The sequence below is a fragment of the Streptococcus mitis genome (genome assembly GCF_946188695.1).
GTDB classification, from domain to species: Bacteria; Bacillota; Bacilli; order Lactobacillales; family Streptococcaceae; genus Streptococcus; species Streptococcus mitis_DF.
Map to the genome: position 1 here is coordinate 1 of NZ_CAMHWI010000011.1, position 16990 is coordinate 16990.

The 16990-nt window shown below is 38.2% G+C and carries 14 protein-coding genes and 1 pseudogene; all 15 read right to left on the minus strand.

The window, feature by feature from the left end; all coding sequences use genetic code 11:
• Nucleotides 1-2819 (minus strand): SspB-related isopeptide-forming adhesin (locus N8L33_RS05850; protein ID WP_369010345.1); only part of this gene is annotated, 2819 nt, incomplete at its 3' end.
• 162 nt (nucleotides 2820-2981) lie between these two features.
• Nucleotides 2982-4646 (minus strand): SEC10/PgrA surface exclusion domain-containing protein, encoded by a 1665-nt coding sequence (locus N8L33_RS10195; RefSeq protein ID WP_143952333.1) that lies wholly within the window; start codon nucleotides 4644-4646, stop codon nucleotides 2982-2984.
• Between the two features lie 190 nt (nucleotides 4647-4836).
• On the minus strand, nucleotides 4837-5151 hold the full coding sequence (locus N8L33_RS05865; protein WP_143952334.1) for a hypothetical protein: 315 nt from the start codon (nucleotides 5149-5151) through the stop codon (nucleotides 4837-4839).
• A gap of 311 nt (nucleotides 5152-5462) precedes the next feature.
• Nucleotides 5463-6608: a replication initiator protein A gene (locus tag N8L33_RS05870; protein WP_143952335.1), complete on the minus strand. Its 1146-nt coding sequence runs from the start codon at nucleotides 6606-6608 to the stop codon at nucleotides 5463-5465.
• A gap of 4 nt (nucleotides 6609-6612) precedes the next feature.
• A complete protein-coding gene (locus N8L33_RS05875) occupies nucleotides 6613-6777 on the minus strand; it encodes a hypothetical protein (RefSeq protein ID WP_016397553.1) in 165 nt (54 codons plus the stop codon).
• The gene (locus N8L33_RS05880; RefSeq protein WP_050112809.1) at nucleotides 6774-7052 is read right to left on the minus strand and encodes a hypothetical protein; all 279 of its coding nucleotides are present in this window, start codon (nucleotides 7050-7052) and stop codon (nucleotides 6774-6776) included. The genes N8L33_RS05875 and N8L33_RS05880 overlap by 4 nt, the downstream gene beginning before the upstream one ends.
• 3 nt (nucleotides 7053-7055) lie before the next feature.
• Nucleotides 7056-7256: a hypothetical protein gene (locus N8L33_RS05885; RefSeq protein WP_261043207.1), complete on the minus strand. Its 201-nt coding sequence runs from the start codon at nucleotides 7254-7256 to the stop codon at nucleotides 7056-7058.
• A 21-nt stretch (nucleotides 7257-7277) separates the two neighbouring features.
• Nucleotides 7278-7650, minus strand: a pseudogene (locus tag N8L33_RS05890) (hypothetical protein).
• 138 nt (nucleotides 7651-7788) lie between these two features.
• Nucleotides 7789-8979: a cell division protein FtsQ/DivIB gene (locus N8L33_RS05895; RefSeq protein WP_261059202.1), complete on the minus strand. Its 1191-nt coding sequence runs from the start codon at nucleotides 8977-8979 to the stop codon at nucleotides 7789-7791.
• 9 nt (nucleotides 8980-8988) lie between these two features.
• Complete coding sequence (locus N8L33_RS05900) at nucleotides 8989-10047, minus strand: UDP-N-acetylglucosamine--N-acetylmuramyl-(pentapeptide) pyrophosphoryl-undecaprenol N-acetylglucosamine transferase (RefSeq protein ID WP_261059204.1); 1059 nt, start codon at nucleotides 10045-10047, stop codon at nucleotides 8989-8991.
• A 1-nt stretch (nucleotide 10048) separates the two neighbouring features.
• Nucleotides 10049-11401: a UDP-N-acetylmuramoyl-L-alanine--D-glutamate ligase gene (gene murD / locus N8L33_RS05905; RefSeq protein ID WP_261059205.1), complete on the minus strand. Its 1353-nt coding sequence runs from the start codon at nucleotides 11399-11401 to the stop codon at nucleotides 10049-10051.
• 209 nt (nucleotides 11402-11610) lie between these two features.
• The gene (locus N8L33_RS05910) at nucleotides 11611-12252 is read right to left on the minus strand and encodes an ABC transporter ATP-binding protein (protein WP_247953200.1); all 642 of its coding nucleotides are present in this window, start codon (nucleotides 12250-12252) and stop codon (nucleotides 11611-11613) included.
• Between the two features lies 1 nt (nucleotide 12253).
• Entirely contained in the window at nucleotides 12254-14275 is a 2022-nt protein-coding gene (locus tag N8L33_RS05915; RefSeq protein WP_261059207.1) for a bacteriocin-associated integral membrane family protein, read from the minus strand.
• 519 nt (nucleotides 14276-14794) lie between these two features.
• The gene (locus N8L33_RS05920; RefSeq protein WP_141230318.1) at nucleotides 14795-15049 is read right to left on the minus strand and encodes a DUF3165 family protein; all 255 of its coding nucleotides are present in this window, start codon (nucleotides 15047-15049) and stop codon (nucleotides 14795-14797) included.
• Nucleotides 15050-15068: 19 nt separating this feature from the next.
• Nucleotides 15069-16910 carry a translational GTPase TypA gene (gene typA / locus N8L33_RS05925; RefSeq protein WP_000164111.1) on the minus strand — a complete coding sequence of 614 codons (1842 nt, stop codon included), beginning with the start codon at nucleotides 16908-16910 and terminating at the stop codon, nucleotides 15069-15071.
• Between the last annotated feature and the right edge of the window lie 80 nt (nucleotides 16911-16990).

Sequence of the window (16990 nt, forward strand, 5' to 3'; positions counted from 1 at the left end):
TAGTTGACAGAACCTGCCAAGACCTGTTTCCCATCGATGTTAACACCTGCTTTATTCAGATTCTTCTTGGTAGGTTTAACAGTAGGAACATTATTTACAACTGTATCTGTTTGATAACCGTTACCAAAATCAACTTGATAAGCTGTATTTTCAAATGATTTCCCTGTATTTCGCAGTTCTTCCTTAGTTACCATTGGATCAATAATTGTAACCGATTTCCCTGCTTTGATATACTGGTTAAAATAGGCTTCTGGATCATCCACTAAAAATACTTGGAAAGCACCCTTGGGCTTAATTTCAGAACTAGCAAGAAAAGCTTTTACCTTATCATTATCAACGGCATCTATAGAATCATACTGATACACTGAGATACCAGCAACTTCTTGTCCTTCACTGTCAATATAACGAATATCCGATTGATTAATCGTAACAGCCTCTTCTGGATAATCATCAATCGCACCAAATCCTTTTAGAATAGTAGATGAATCTGCCTTCATCCCCTTATATTGATCATAATCCAAGGTTATATGATAGTAATTCGTTGAACCAGCTAGAACTGTTTTACCATCAATAATAACACCATCCTTATTATGATTGTGTTTGAGAGGTGTGATCAAGTTGTTATTCGGATTGTCTGGATCGTTCGGTTTACCTGGGGTTGAAACCTGAACAATATTTGAATAACTTTCGTACTTATTATTAATTTTTAATTGGAAATTATTCTTGTAGGTTGCACCATCATTTATAACTTTTCCTACTAAAACTGGAGCTGGTACTTGTACTTCCTTACTTAAATCTTGATTAAGCTTAGATTTCAAACTTTCTAAGCCTTTCATTCGAACAACATGACTCGACTCGTCATAAGTTAATTCAAAATCTGAGCTAGCGTTCTTTGAAGCTTCTACATCTAGTACAAAACCTGAAGGCAAGGCATCTACAATCTCAAAGTCTGTAATAGCTTCACGATTAGCTGGAAGAGGCTTAGTTGTTAATTCCCACTGTACTGTTGAAAGCTTAGGCACATAGCTTTTATCAATAGATTCACCTGTAGAATTCTTTACAAACTTTTCAAGATCAGGTGTAGCCTGTAAACGTGCATATCTAACTCTAACTGTTGGAGCTGACAACAAAGATGGAATTTCTTTCTCCTTTGGCTCCTCTGGTTTTGGTGGTAGTGTTTCCTCTTCTTTCCCTTTTGGAGAACTTGGTGGAGTAGTTTCCTTCTCATAGGTTGGCTCAAATGGTTTTGTTAAGAAAGGTGCCTTTTTCAATTCTGCACCAGATCCCAAAATTGTAAACACGACATTTTGAGCATTTCCACTCGCATTCTCTGCATCCCATTCAGCGCGAGTTCTTCCCTCTGTCGAACCAGGAGATGAGGTGTGAAGGTACGTTAGACTAGAGCCATATCCTACTGAAGCAAAAGAACCCTTAGGGATATCCGAGGTATCATTAACACCATATTCTACTCCCTTCATAACACGACCATCAAAATTTAAACCAGAGCCACTTGGATTAATAACCATTCCACGACCAGATGAACCATAACTCAAATTTGAGCCTTGCCCCCAATCGACATCTGTAATCACTGTACCAATTAATAAAGAAGCTGGTGTTGTCGTACCTTCAATATAAAAATCAAAAACCATTTCCAAACGGGTATGATTATTATAGACAAAGTAGAAACTTCCTCCATCTCCTCCCTTAAGATAAATATCCGGATCTGTCACAGGAACACCATTTTGAACTTCTCCTTGGTAGTCTCCTAAATCAGAAACCATGACTTTTGCCATAATCTTTCTACCATCTGTCAACGTTCCAATATTATGAATATAAAATGTATCTCCAACTTTTGGAGCTTTAATTACATCGTAGACTCCTGTACGATCTTTGCCAACTTGAGTTCCTTCACTCCCTGTTACATAAGTATCTGCATGATAGCCTAAAAATCCGTCCATGCTCTCGACTTGGAGATCATCATCTGGTACAACTGTAAAGTCAACATAATACTCCATCCCTTGACCAAATGTATTAAATTCTCCATAGACTTTAAAACCTGTATCAGATCCAAATAAAGGCTTGCTTGTTTGAATTGCCTCTCGCTCAGCTTTAATAGTTGCTAGCTTCTTTGTATAGTCTGTCAAAGAGTTTTCATAAGCTACTTTCTTAGCTGCATTTCGTTTTCGGATTTCTGCGTTCTCTTGATTAATACGATCTGTTTCTGCCTGATTCTCTCGTTGATTTTTTTCATTCTCTGCACGAATACTAGTATTCTTCTGATTAATTCGATTAACTTCAGCCTTATAAGAATCTAAATCCTTTTGATATTTTTCTTTCTTTGAAGCATTTTCTTCTTGGATTTTCTTTCGTTCTGCTTGATTCTGTTTCTTTTCTTCTATATATTTTTCAGTAACTTTCTCAACACTATCTGCTTGTGTGCGATAATCACTTTCGACTTCCTTTTGCTTTTTGTCCAACTCAGAGGCTGTACTTGCGATTCCTTTATCTACTACAGAATCAAATTCCACCTTCAATCCAGCTTCTTGTGCCTTTTTAACAGTTTCATCTAAACTAGAATGAGAAATAGAAACTTCTAACGTTCCTGTTTTTTCTTCACTCTTTCCTTGATTTTCAGTAGAAATACTGCTTGGACTCGTCTGGGCATAAGGCGCATTTGTGGCTGGATTTTCAGTTCGTTCATCTGCCATAACTGGACTTATCATACTTAAAGCTGCTAAACCTAGTATCACTCCACAAGTTCCATAAATTTTTGATTTCCGAATAGAGCCATATGTTTTTGTTTCTCTTACTTTGTGCATTCTATCTCCTCATATAAAATATAAATTAATATAAAATCTCAAATGTTATAAAACCTCAAATGTTGGCGCTCGAGGCCTCTTATAATATAAAATCATCTCTTTCCTTTCCAAAAGAAAAAAGCCAGTTTTCACTGACTTTTCTATACAATATTGTAATGAATTTTAAGAAATCCACTTACCAGAATAATCTAAACGATAACCACCAATCGTCTCATTTTGTGCCATCTTACCATCTGCTTTCAAATAATACCAAGCACTTCCGTCTTTGAACCATTGATCTCTCAGATAACTTCCATCTGATTTGAGATAGTACCAAGCTTTATAACTAGAATCGTATAACCACTCACTTTGTGCCATTTTCCCATCTGACTTAAGGTAGTAGCTTCCTTGCCAGCTATTTTGTGCATAGCTTCCATCTGATTTGAGATAGTACCACGCTTCATAGCTGGAATCGTATAACCACTCACTTTGTGCCATTTTCCCATCTGACTTAAGGTAGTAGCTTCCTTGCCAACTATTTTGTGCATAGCTTCCATCTGATTTGAGGTAGTACCAAGCTTTATAGTTTGTATCATAAACCCATTCATTACGTGCCATCACACCATTTGATTTGAGATAATAGTTCCCTTTCCAACCACTGACAAGAGCTTTTCCTGCATGATCAAAATAATACCAATGACTTCCCTCTTGTTTCCATTTGTCGCGCCAATCAGATGTGTTTTCAATCGGTTTAATAGGTTCTGCTTTCTTAGAATTATTTTCTTCTACAGTACTTTTACCTGTCTGGTTCTCCAACTTACTTTTTAAATCTTGATAAATTCTCTCTTTATTTTTGTAATCATTTTCTAATTTTTTTACAACCTGATAACGATTTGAAGATCTTGGATCCGTTACTGAAGCTGTACTAAAATTAGATTTCGTTGCTCGATTAATATTTTCCTGAGAAATAGTGATGAAATGAGCAGAGCTTACTGAGGAAAGACTAGAAAATGATAAGCCAAAATAATCTTTACTTGATGGATTCCCCCAGTTCAATCCTGCAATTGCTTGAGCATGTCCCCATTCAGTATCGTTTAACATAAATTCAACCATACCAGTATAAATAGCTTCTTTTAGCTGAGATTTGGTAGCTTCTCTTAACGCTACAGGTCGAAAGAATAAATTCTCATACAGTTGACCTCCTCTTTTTTCAGATTCAGCATCTGAGGTAGGCAAGCCATAGATTTTTGCAACTCGGTTGATACCTCCGGCATTGTGACCTGATACACCTAATGTGCTCAATTTAGATAATCCCCAATCATCTTTTACATACTCCTTTGCCACCTTATCTGCGAAGTCAAGTGCCGAAATTGAAACAGTTACACTACCAGTCCCAACTTGTGAGCGTACTTGATTTATTAAATCTTGAGCAAAAAATGATAGCTCTGTTCTAACCTCTAGCGATAAATTATTAACAACCAGACGTTCTCCCTCATCAGCAACATCTTTATGGAAACTATTTTGATTCTTTAATCTCAAACTTTCTGACTGCAAGATAGACTTCGCTCTATCACGTTCAGTCTGACTAATATTAAAATCAGAAAAAGCCGTCTTCAAAGCCTTTATATACTTATCGCTCAGTGTAATCGTATTGCTAGGTGAAGATGATAAAGCATTGTCATAGATATTTTTAGCTTGTTCATATTCTCTCTTAGCTTTAATCAATTCACTTTTTAAACTTTCTACTTGACTGCTCGTTGTACTATTCGCATACACAGGTTGACTATTTACTAACCCAAGCAACGTTACGCTGGCAGTTGTTGCCAAGATAGTTGTTCTCAATTTCATAATCTTATCTCCTTTTTGTTTAAAAACGTTCTTAAAATATTTATTTTATGCTTTTATTTTACCATTTTTAGAGTTTTTTCTCAATTTTTTCTTGATTTCCATTCATCTATCCGCTTAATCAAAGATAGGACGTTTAGAACAGCTAAAATCTCCTCTCCTTGATGAAACAGATAGATGAGGTTCTATCTGTTTAATGCTTCGTTGGACGATGATATCCTTTACCAGTCAGCAGTAAACGATTGGTATTTCCTTGTTTAATGCGTCTAGCCACTAGAACATCACCTCGTTTGATGGTGCGAATCTCTTTATAAATTTTTGAATATTCTACAATCATCCAAACTGTCTCTAGTTTACCTGCTAGATATCCTTTTTTAGATACCAAACCATATCTGCTGGTTAATTTGATTTCATCTCCATTATCAAGTCTTGCGGTTGCATTCCCTTGATTTCCTAAGCATCTAAGGTCAGCTAAAGTGACCTCTGTAACTAATTTTGATTGATTCATCTTGTTTCCTCCTTACTGAATCAAGGCTGATTTACAGCCATGCCGAGGTATGACGTACATACCTGCTGTATTTTTTACACACGGTTTTAAGTCTAGAAACCGCAAACTCCTTCAGCTTAGGCTTTGCCTGCTTTTACGTGGTGGAACAGCACTAGATATCCTTTTCTAGCCTACACACCGCCCTTGTTCTTCTTTTTATGCTTAGTTCCGCTAATCAGGACAGTGGGGGTATTCAATTTTCAAAGATCAAAAGTAGTTTTATGACTTGCTCAGGTCAAAAAAGCTAGATTTAATCTCATGTCATCTATAGCTTAGTTACTCAGATACCTATACTCTGCTTCTCTATGAGCTTGCATCTTGGCCTCGCTCTTACGTTCGCCAATCAAATTTTCAATAGATTGAATCAAGTAAGCAAAAGGACTATCACATTCAGGAATCCGTTCGATACAGTGAAGAACCTCACTACTTGTTATCCATCCTGTCTGAATGTATTGGCCAACAATCATCTTTTGGCGGTGAGTCATATTATAATGCTGGTACCACGGTAAATGATCTCGGTAGCTATCTGCAATTTCCTGCAAGAGAGAATAGACTTGAGGTTTGATAAATTTCTTCCCACTTGTTTTTTGAGAAGGAGTGTCACAAGTTCCAGCAGTCTGATCCAATTCCTTAGAATTGGAAGCAGGCTTTCTAGAACTATGTCTAGTACTATTATTCTCAGTATGACTCTTCTCAGTCTTAATAGGGTTAAAATTTTTTACCTCCGGAGGTAAAGATTTTTGACTTCCAAAATTCGTTGATTTAACAGCTTTTTTTGGAGGTAAAGATTTTTGACTTCCATAATTTATTGATTTGATAGGCTTTTCTAAAACAGAGTTTTCATCTTTCAAAATAGAAGATTCTTCTTCACTGCCTGGACGTTCAATTTCAAATAAGACACAACCTTTGTAATCTAAAGTTTTTACATGGTGGTAGACTACAGTTCCTTTGTCACGTCCTTTTTCTACGATTTTAGCATCATAGTGTTCATATTCTTGTAATTCAGCATTCACATTTTGAAGATACAAACGATTCGGACGATTCTTCCCTTGTTTCACTTCACGAAGCAATCCAAGCTCTTTCAATTCTTTCTTGATTTTCAATACAGTTGGCTTACTGCGATCTAAAATTTCCATTAAGTCCTCAACCGTATAGACAAGAAATACTGAACCATTCTCATCAACATAAGTCAGTTCACCGTTTCTGTAAGAATGAATACTCAACATACATCGATCATAGAGTACTCCATAAGCAATCTTGCCATCATTTGATAATTTCTTGGCATAGAGACTCGTCATCTTGATTTTCCCAGTAGGTTTCCCTTCAGCAGAAAATTTCTTCTTAACATTTACCATGAAAATTTGTGGGATTTGATAGAAGGTCTGTGTTGCTACTTGATTTACTGTAATATCAGCCATGTTATCACACCCCCATCATCACAGTACCATTTCCCATAGAGAACAGAACTCCCTCTCTCTCTAATTCTTCAACAGCCTTAACAGCCCGTTTTTTACTCATTCCTGTTTTTCTCATCACTTCGTTAACAGCTGCTTTTTTTGAAAATTGCACAAACATTTCTTTAGTCATTCTACTATCTCCTTTATCTGTCTCACTAATTTAAGTTCCTTTGAAAAGCAACTTGGACATTCAGATAGACCAAGCTGAAAATCCAAATGGTCAAATAAAAAGTTACATCGCTCACACTGCACTGTGCTTCTAAGTATTGTTTCACCTAACCAATCTCTTTCTACAACATCTAATACATCTCCACATTCAGGACAATGAATAGGCTTGAAAATATCATCTTCTTCCCATTTTTCCTCATAATCACAATCAAAACAAACGATTGTTTCCAACCACATGGATTAACCCCCTTCCAATGTTCCTGCTAATTCGCCTATCTTTGACTTAAATTCCTTGATTTTCTTTCTCACAAGATCACGTTCTGCACTCATCAGTTGTACCTCACTTTTTTTGTAAGGTTTTTTTAAAACTTCTAGTCTTGCCTCATATAGCTCCAGTGAACGCTTATAATAATTCAACATTTCTCTTTCTAGTTTTGTCATGTTATCTCGTCCTCTCTCGTTTCAAACAGAATCAAGTAACTCAGGAGTAAATTCCATCGTCGTCTGCAGGCCTTCATCATAAGTCAGTTGGCTGGTTTATCCCCATTCCTCATGTTCCATCTCTAGCTCTTCTGAAATACGGATAAGTACCAAGCTTAATTCTAAGATATAATTCATGAATAACATCATCTTTTATGACTTTCCATAAAATACTAGCGAGCTTATAATAATCGTTTTCAAGCCAAACTCTAGCAAGGTCATTGTCTGGAGATACTTTTTCATCAGAATTTCCTTCAGGAATACAATCAACCATATTTTCATTCTTATCAAGATCTATTACATCGAAAATTTCTAGCGAATCAATATCCATAACAATTTCAATATTATCTGACATTTTTTCTCCTTAATTTTTGGCAACGAAAAAAGAGAACGAATTTTCTCGTCCTCTGCATATATTTATATGTTTCTTGTATTTCTCAAAACTCTAGACACTTACCATGGTTACTAAAGAACTATAAGAGAAAAGGTAAACCTAACGACGCGGTGAACGCTGACTTGTTTGATTTCGATTGCTCTCTTCCTCTTGTTTTTTCTTTTCTTCTTCTAAACGTTTACGTTCTTCTTCCTGCTTTTTCTTAGCTTCTTCAGCCTCTTTTTTGGCTTTTTCTTCTGCTTCCATAATTAATTTATCCGCTACAGTGTAACTGTAAATTCCAGCTTCCATATCGACCACACTTGGTTCTGACAATTGAGGCTTAATCTTACTGTAGTAAGGCAATTTCTTACTCATTTCAGACAAGGGAACCAAGACTTCATCCGAATCATTCATGGTCAATCGAATTAAATCGGAAGTCACCTTGCTTGGGGCTAGCTCCACCTTTTGGATAGCAGCCTTGAGTTCTGGGCTAATTTGAGTAAGTTCTGAGACAAAAGCCTTGATTTGTTCACTATCATTAAAGAGAACTGATAAATAAGTTTCTGGTAGACTGACCAAACTCACAGCACTGGTCTCAAGCTGACCACTGGAAAGAATAGGATAATGGTTTTCACCAGAAATATAGTAGGCCACAATATCATATTCCTTGACCTTGATAGTAAACTTGGTTGGAAATTGATAAACAAGCTGAGCTGATTCAACCCAATAATTAGACTTGATCCGCTCTTCATATTTTGCCTTGTCTAGCAGAAGGTTAATCGTATAATCCGAATCCTGAATGCCTGAAGCCTGTAGAATATCATCAGCCGTAGTTTGCACCGTTCCCTCAACACGGATATCCTTCATGGTCGCATAAGGACTGAGTAAGTAGGCAGAGACAATCAATAAAAGCAGACTTGGAAATAAAATCGTTAAGGCTCGTAAGATATGGAGGCCAGGAATCTTTGCTTTGGCTGGTTTTTCTTTTGTAGCCTTTTTATCCTGTTCCTCGCCCTCTTTAGACCCTGATTCTTCTATCTCTTCTTCCTCTTTGTCACCCTCTGAGGATTCTACTTTTTCTTCAGACTTTTCCTTAGCTGATTCTTCATCTTCCTGGTCCTGCTTGTCCTCTGATTTCTCAGATTCTTCTCCCATTCGAGCTTGTCTTTCCTTTTCCTTCTCCTCAGCTAGGGCCACCTCTTCTTCAGCCTTCTTTTTTAGATATTCTTGGTTCCGTTTCTGCCATTCTGATAACTCTTTAAATTCTTCGAGGATTTCTTTGCCCTCATTTTTCTTATCTTTTGACATTTACTTTCCTTATGATAAATCTTTTTTCAATAATTGATAAAAATCTGCTAGAGATTTCAATTCCTTAGAAGCCTTCATCTTAGCTTGGTAGTCTTCCTTGTGGCTTAGTAAGTGAGACAGCTTCTCTTCCAAACTATCCAAGGTCAAATCACTTTCTTGAAGCTCTTCTGCATAGCCTTTCTTAACAAAGTAAGCTGCGTTCTCAATCTGGTCTCCACGACTAGCTTCACGACCAAGCGGCACAATAACATGCAATTTTGCCATGGCCAAGAGCTCAAAAATCGTATTGGCACCACCTCGTGTCACAACAATATCAGCCAATTCCATCAAAGGTTGATAGAGATTGGTCACATAGTCAACACGAAAAAGATTTTGGCTCAATTCGTTCAGGCTAGAGTCTCCAGTTAGATTGATAATATTGTAGCACTCTGTCAGTTCTTTCTTATGGTCTGTCACCAATTGGTTAAAGACACGAGCTCCTGCAGAACCACCGACAAACAATACAGTTGGCAATTTAGGATTAAAGTGGGTTTGGATATCCACCAATTCATCTGGTTCTGGAGTGTTTTTGTCCGAAACCTTGGTCACTGCTCCCACATGCTCGACCTTAGACAAACTTGAAGCTTGCTCAAAGGTTGAATACATCTTCGTCGCAAATTTATAGGCGATTTTATTGGCCAAGCCCATAGACAGGTCAGATTCGTGAATAAAGACAGGCACTCCTGACACACGCGCAGCGATAACAGGCGGTACTGAGACAAAGCCTCCCTTTGAAAAAAGGGCCTGTGGACGAAGTCGCAACATGATAAAGAGGGATTGGACAATTCCCCAACCAACTTTAAAGACATCCAGCATATTTTGCCAAGAGAAATAGCGACGCAATTTTCCAGTCGCAATAGAATGGAAGGTGACATCCAAACCTGACTTGAGGATTTCCTGGTGTTCGATACCACGCTTGTCCCCGATATAGTGGACTTCCCAGCCATCTTCGATGAACTTGGGCATTAACAAAAGATTGAGGGTGACGTGTCCAACCGTCCCCCCACCTGTAAAGACAATTTTTTTCATATTATTCCTTTAACTCCGCTACTGTGTCGATAAAGAGGTCGCCACGTACTTCAAAGTTAGCATACATATCCCAGCTGGCATTGGCAGGACTGAGAAGAACCACATCTCCTTGAGTCGCAAACTCATAGGCCTTGCGGGTCGCATCAGCAATATCTGTCGCATCCACATAAGCGACACCAGCCTTATCCGCTGCCCGTTTGACACGCTCAGCAGATTGACCGAGGATGACCATCTTCTTAAGTCCAGTAATGTCTGGAACCAATTCGTCAAACTCATTGCCACGGTCTAAACCACCTGCAATCAAGATGACCTTGCTGTTGTCAAATCCTGACAAGGCTTTTTGAGTCGCCAAGATATTGGTTGACTTGCTATCATTATAGAATTTGACACCCTTAATTTCATCCACAAATTGGAGACGGTGTTTGACACCACCAAAGGCTGAAAGAGTTTCCTTGATGGTTTGATTGTCCACGCCACGGAGCTTGGCTACTGCAATAGTCGCAAGGGCATTTTCCACATTGTGGCTACCTGGAACTCCAATTTCACTAGCTGCCATGACCACTTCTCCACGGAAGTAGAGTTGACCATCTTCCAGATAAGCTCCATCAACCTTTTCAAGTGTTGAAAATGGTACAACAGTAGCTTGTGTTTTGCTAGCCAATTCTTTTGCCAAGTCTTGGTTAAAGTTCAAAACAAGGAAATCATCTGCTGTCATCTTGTTTTGGATATTCCACTTGGCTGCCACATACTCTTCAAAAGAGCCATGATAGTCGATATGAGTTGGCATGAGGTTGGTAATAACTGCAATCTCAGGATGAAATTCTTGAACGCCCATGAGTTGGAAAGAAGAAAGTTCCATGACAAGCGTGTCCTTGGCTGTCGCAGTTTGAGCCACTTGACTGGCAGGATAGCCGATATTTCCTGATAAAAGACCATGTTGGCCAGCAGCAGTCAAAACTTCCCCAATCATAGTTGTTGTAGTTGTTTTACCATTTGAACCAGTAATACCAACAATCGGTGCTTCTGAAATCAAGTAAGCCAATTCCACCTCAGTCAAGACTGGAATACCCTTGGCCAAAGCCTTTTCAATCATGGGATTGCTGTAGGGGATACCTGGATTTTTCACCATCAGAGCAAACTCTTCATCCAAGAGTTCCAAAGGATGACCGCCTGTGATGACCTTGATCCCTTCTTCCAACAAACTTTGAGCAGCTGGATTGTCCTCGAATGGTTTCCCGTCATTTACTGTCACAATTGCACCTAGCTTGTCCAACAAACGAGCTGCAGATTCACCAGACTTGGCCAAACCTAAAACAAGGACTTTCTTATTTTTAAATTGATCTATTACTTTCATGTCTCAAACTCCATTTCTACTCTTACTATTTTACCATTTTTATGGAAATAAAAAAGCCACAAAGTGTGTTTGTGACTCTTTCTTCTAACTGATACTCTTCGAAAATCAAATTCAAACCACGTCAGCTTCGCCTTGCCGTACTCAAGTACAGCCTGCGGCTAGCTTCCTAGTTTGCTTTTTGATTTTCATTGAGTATGAATCTTACCATATCATCTATGTGATAAATCGGTAACTCGAATGACTTGGTCCACTTGCTCCCAAATCAGAGGATTGTGGGTCGCAATAATAATAGTTCGATTCGGATTTTTTAAAGATTCTAGAATAGAAAGTAATTCCTCAGAGTTTTTGGGGTCTAGTGAAGCGGTTGGTTCATCTGCGAGGATCAAAGGTGGATCCTTTAAAATTATCTTCGCTAGTGCAACACGTTGTGCTTCTCCTCCTGATAATTCAAAGATAGGTTGCTTTAAATCTAAATAAGAGAGGTTAACACGATTTAGAGCTTGTTTCATCAAAGACATTTTCTCTTTCTCTTTCAACTTTTTACCAACTAAACCCAGATTGAGATTCTCTTTGACGGTTTGGCTTTCAATTAAGCCAAAATCTTGAAATAAGTATCCCAAGTAATCTCTAAAGAAAACAGAAGGCCTAATGTCCTTAAGAGAAGTGCCATCATAGATGATTTGTCCTTTGTCATATGGCTCTAATCGTCCAATCATATTCAAGAGTGTTGTCTTACCACAGCCACTTGTACCGATTAAGGCATAAATTTTCCCACCTTCAAAATGAAGATTCGTATCTGAAAATAGCTGACGGCTTCCAAATTTTTTAGATATATTCTTTAGTTCAATCATCCTATTTTCCTTTCATAATTGTCATAGAAACACGAGATTCTTTATGAGCTTGACGGTAAAGCGTCAAAACTGCACTAGCTAGAAAGACTAATAAAGTGAGCAAGCCAATCACCAAGTCTCGACTGCTTAAAATAAAGAGACTAGCACCAAATACAAAACTGGCAAATTGGCTAACCATATACTGAGCATGTGTTTCAAAAAATCGTAAACCTGAAATTCGTTTAATCAAGATATCTCGGCGGAATTGCTCGAAATATAGAAGATTGACAGAATAAAAGAGTAACAAGGAACTAGCTATCCCCACAATAGCTCCTAAGATTAAAGTTGCTGTTTCAGTTTGAACTTCATTATAACGAGTTAGATAAACACTTCTTCCTTCTTTAAGATAGGATACTTGCTCATAAATTCCTGCATTTTTCAAGAGTTTAATCCCATCTTCATATCCTTTGACAAAGATATTCTTACCAGCATTGATAGACCAACTAGATTTGGAAATGATACTATCACCTATAGATGTTGGAGTAAATACAACTAAAATCGGATCAGTTAAGTACTGGATGGATACTGGACTTTCACCGTTATTATAAACAAATCGCTTTTCTCCAGTTGGAAGATAGCTAACAATCGCTCTCATTTCATACTCTAAAGGAGCGTTTTTATCCTCGCTTGATTTTCCATAATATTTCAAACTCTCTTCAAAAGTTTTCTTAAGTTCTGCTTCCTGTGAACGAAGAGATTCTGGTAATAAGAGTCCAAATTCCCCTTTTTGAAGATGGGCTAGTTTCTGTCTAGTCTCACCATTTACAGATACATTTTCCTTGTCCAAATAACTTGGACTGACATAGAGAACATTAGCATCTGGACTATAGGTATCCAGTGTCTCTCCGTTTTTATTTTTTCCTTGAGGATTTGCAAAATGAATGAGATTATCTTTTACAAATAGAGCCTGTTCTTCTTCGATTGCTTCCTTGGCAAAGGCATACCACTTATTCTGATTTTCTGTATCTTTTACTCTATCACCTAAGCCAAAGAAAATCTGGTAATAGTCTGCTCTGTCCTGCCATGCTTGTTTTGAAATTTCAAGTTCTTTCAATCGTTGGTAAGACGTCAAACCTGTCTTAACAGCGTAGCCTACTGTAAAAACAGCTACTAACTGACACAATAGGGTTAAAGCCATCAGGCGTTTAAGGGGTAATCTTCCCTTAATAACGGGAACTAATGCTTTATAACTCAAACTCATTAGATAAAGGAGCATTAGTAAAATTGAAATCCCCAATAAAAACAAAAGATAGAAACTAATCCCAAAACCATAGGTGGCTAACAAGATAGGATAAAACAAACCTTGACTAAAAAGAACGACTCCCCCACCTAGGAAGGAAAGGAGGGCTGATAGAAGGAGCCATTTGATATCAGTAGATAAAGAATGCCCCATTATGGATAAGAGAGTCTGACCAGAAAAGAGTTTTATACCTGCAGCTCTCATTTCCTTAATCCGAGTGATAATCACTAGAGCAAAGAAAGATAAGCCAAATATTGCTAAACTAATTAAGATAAGTGGATTTAGTAACATTCGAAAAGCAAGAGAATAGGGAGGTGTCTTTCGGTCAGCAATTGCTTTATAACCCAAATCTCCTAATTTATCGGCAAGCTTTTCTTTTGTCAAGGAGCCTGATAAAAGGAGATAACTATTTAGTGGATCACTACGTTCACGACTTTCTTGACTAGCTTCTTGGAATTCTTTTGGTAAAGTTCCCTGACCATAAGTTGCATAAGCAAAGTGAGTCGTCCCATCCTTACTCGGCTCTACGATTCTTCTAGCTATTAAACTCTGTTCTGAGTTTGCAAAATTCTCCAATTCCTTTTCAAATACCTCACGCGTCGGTTCCTGAGTATCCTTTTTGACACGAAGTAAGGAGACGGAATCATAGCTTGCATATAAATATTGTGGCGCACGTAAGATAATAATCCAAGCAAGGAAGAAGCTGAGAAAAAAAGTTGATAATAATATGAATAGTTTCTTCATAGTAGACTCCTTGTATAAGAGAATAACTCTATAGAAAGAAATTTTACATTTTATAAATTCTTAGAATTATTCTCCTAGTTTAATCAATCACACCCTGAGCAACAAGACAACAATACTCTTCAAAAATCTCTTCAAACCGCGTCAACGTCGCCTTGCCGTAGATATATGTAACTGACTTCGTCAGTCTTATCTACAACCTCAAAGCAGTGCTTTGAGCAACCTGCGGCTAGTTTCCTAGTTTGCTCTTTGATTTTCATTGAGTATAAATTTAATCCTTTCTTGTTTTGAAAACGGTTTCTTATACCGTAATTATATCACTTTCTATATAATCTATCAACATATTTTACTAAGATATCATTAGTAATAGAATTTTAAAGTTTCCTTAGAAATAGATGTTGGGAAAGAATTTAAGTTCAGTTTTTCCCATTCATATTATCCAAGCAAAAGAGATGATATTAACTAAAAAGCAATTCGAACTACTGTAAAATTCCTAGCAAAAAAGAGAGCCGAAACTCTCTTTTATCTTCTTTTACTTTTATGGACCGACATGAGGGTAATATCTCGCAAGCTAAAGTATGCTAGGAAGAGCATAGCGACTGCGATGAAGAATTCTGTCGGTAGCTGAAAGATTTGCAGGACAGACAACATCAGCAAAATCAAGAGTGCTACGAAAGCAAAGACGACAAGGACGATATTGACTGTCCCTTTAATGCTTTGTGGTGTCGCAAATACGTAGAGTAGTAATAAGAGGAGTCCTATGATTAAATAAACCATCTTTATCTCTTTCTAGCTCTTATTCAGCTGATTTTTTCTTCTTGTTAGCTTTCTCACGCTCTGCCTTGTTAAGGATTTGTTTACGCAAACGGATAGACTCGGGCGTTACTTCCATGTACTCATCGTCGTTCAAGAACTCAAGAGACTCTTCAAGTGTCAAGATACGAGGTGTCTTGATAACAGCTGTTTGGTCCTTAGTAGCTGAACGAACGTTAGTCATTTGTTTGGCCTTAGTGATGTTAACTGTCAAGTCATTTTCACGAGAGTTTTCACCGATGATCATTCCTTCATAAACCTCAGTACCTGGGTTAACAAAGATTGTACCACGTTCTTCGATAGACATGATTGAGTAAGTTGTAGCCTTACCAGCATCGATAGAAACAAGGGCACCACGGTGACGACCACCAATTTCACCTGGAATCAATGGCAAGTATTGGTCAAAGGTATGGTTCATGATACCGTAACCACGAGTCATTGACAAGAACTCAGTTGAGTATCCGATCAACCCACGCGCTGGAACAAGGAAGACCAAACGAGTTTGACCATTACCAGTTGAAATCATATCCAACATTTCACCCTTACGTTCAGAAAGGCTTTGGATAACAGATCCTTGGTATTCTTCTGGAGTGTCGATTTGAACACGTTCAAATGGCTCACATTTAACACCATCAATTTCTTTTACGATAACTTCTGGACGAGATACTTGAAGTTCATAGCCCTCACGACGCATTGTTTCGATAAGGATTGACAAGTGCAATTCTCCACGTCCTGAGACCGTCCATTTATCTGGTGAATCGGTTGGGTCAACACGAAGGGAAACGTCTGTTTGCAATTCTGCTTGCAAGCGTTCTTCCACCTTACGAGAAGTTACCCATTTACCTTCTTTACCAGCAAATGGTGAGTTGTTGACCAAGAAAGTCATTTGAAGAGTTGGCTCATCGATGTGTAGGATTGGAAGAGCTTCAACTGCATCTGTAGGAGTGATGGTTTCACCGACAAAGATATCTTCCATACCTGAAACGGCAATCAAGTCACCTGCTTTTGCTTCTTGGATTTCACGACGTTCCAAACCAAAGAAACCGAAGAGTTTTGTAACACGGAAGTTTTTAGTTGTGCCGTCCAGTTTAGAAAGGGTAACTTGGTCCCCAACCTTAACAGTACCACGGAAGACACGACCGATACCGATACGTCCAACGAAATCATTATAGTCCAAAAGTGACACTTGGAACTGTAAAGGCTCATCTGAGTTATCTACTGGAGCTGGGATATGGTCGATAATCGTGTCAAAGATTGGTGCCATAGTAGCTTCTTGGTCAGCTGGATCATCTGACAATGAAGAAGTTCCATTGATCGCTGAAGCATAAACCACTGGGAAATCAAGCTGGTCATCATCTGCACCAAGCTCGATGAAAAGTTCCAAGACTTCGTCCACTACTTCAGCTGGACGAGCTGATGGTTTATCGATTTTGTTAACAACCACGATTGGAACAAGGTCTTGTTCCAAGGCTTTTTTCAATACGAAACGAGTTTGTGGCATTGTTCCTTCGTAGGCATCTACGACTAAGACAACACCGTCAACCATTTTCATGATACGCTCAACTTCTCCACCGAAGTCCGCGTGTCCTGGTGTGTCCATGATATTGATACGAGTTCCGTTGTAGGCAACGGCTGTATTTTTAGCAAGGATGGTAATACCACGCTCTTTTTCAATATCGTTTGAGTCCATAGCACGCTCTGCCAATTCAGTACGTGCATCAAGCGTTTCTGATTGTTTCAATAATTCGTCAACGAGGGTTGTTTTACCGTGGTCAACGTGGGCGATAATCGCAATGTTACGGATATCTTCTCTTAATTTTGTCATGATTTCCTCTATAGTATTCAAAATTTATTTTCTAACTGAACGATTATACCATATTTTCAAGTAAATAACATAACTCAAGC

Bases quoted from the DNA above. Each gene is read 5' to 3' on its own strand.
- N8L33_RS10195 (WP_143952333.1), bottom strand. From the start codon at position 4,646: ATGAAATTGAGAACAACTATCTTGGCAACAACTGCCAGCGTAACGTTG.
- N8L33_RS05865 (WP_143952334.1), bottom strand. From the start codon at position 5,151: ATGAATCAATCAAAATTAGTTACAGAGGTCACTTTAGCTGACCTTAGA.
- N8L33_RS05870 (WP_143952335.1), bottom strand. From the start codon at position 6,608: ATGGCTGATATTACAGTAAATCAAGTAGCAACACAGACCTTCTATCAA.
- N8L33_RS05875 (WP_016397553.1), bottom strand. From the start codon at position 6,777: ATGACTAAAGAAATGTTTGTGCAATTTTCAAAAAAAGCAGCTGTTAAC.
- N8L33_RS05880 (WP_050112809.1), bottom strand. From the start codon at position 7,052: ATGTGGTTGGAAACAATCGTTTGTTTTGATTGTGATTATGAGGAAAAA.
- N8L33_RS05885 (WP_261043207.1), bottom strand. From the start codon at position 7,256: ATGACAAAACTAGAAAGAGAAATGTTGAATTATTATAAGCGTTCACTG.
- N8L33_RS05895 (WP_261059202.1), bottom strand. From the start codon at position 8,979: ATGTCAAAAGATAAGAAAAATGAGGGCAAAGAAATCCTCGAAGAATTT.
- N8L33_RS05900 (WP_261059204.1), bottom strand. From the start codon at position 10,047: ATGAAAAAAATTGTCTTTACAGGTGGGGGGACGGTTGGACACGTCACC.
- murD (WP_261059205.1), bottom strand. From the start codon at position 11,401: ATGAAAGTAATAGATCAATTTAAAAATAAGAAAGTCCTTGTTTTAGGT.
- N8L33_RS05910 (WP_247953200.1), bottom strand. From the start codon at position 12,252: ATGATTGAACTAAAGAATATATCTAAAAAATTTGGAAGCCGTCAGCTA.
- N8L33_RS05915 (WP_261059207.1), bottom strand. From the start codon at position 14,275: ATGAAGAAACTATTCATATTATTATCAACTTTTTTTCTCAGCTTCTTC.
- N8L33_RS05920 (WP_141230318.1), bottom strand. From the start codon at position 15,049: ATGGTTTATTTAATCATAGGACTCCTCTTATTACTACTCTACGTATTT.
- typA (WP_000164111.1), bottom strand. From the start codon at position 16,910: ATGACAAAATTAAGAGAAGATATCCGTAACATTGCGATTATCGCCCAC.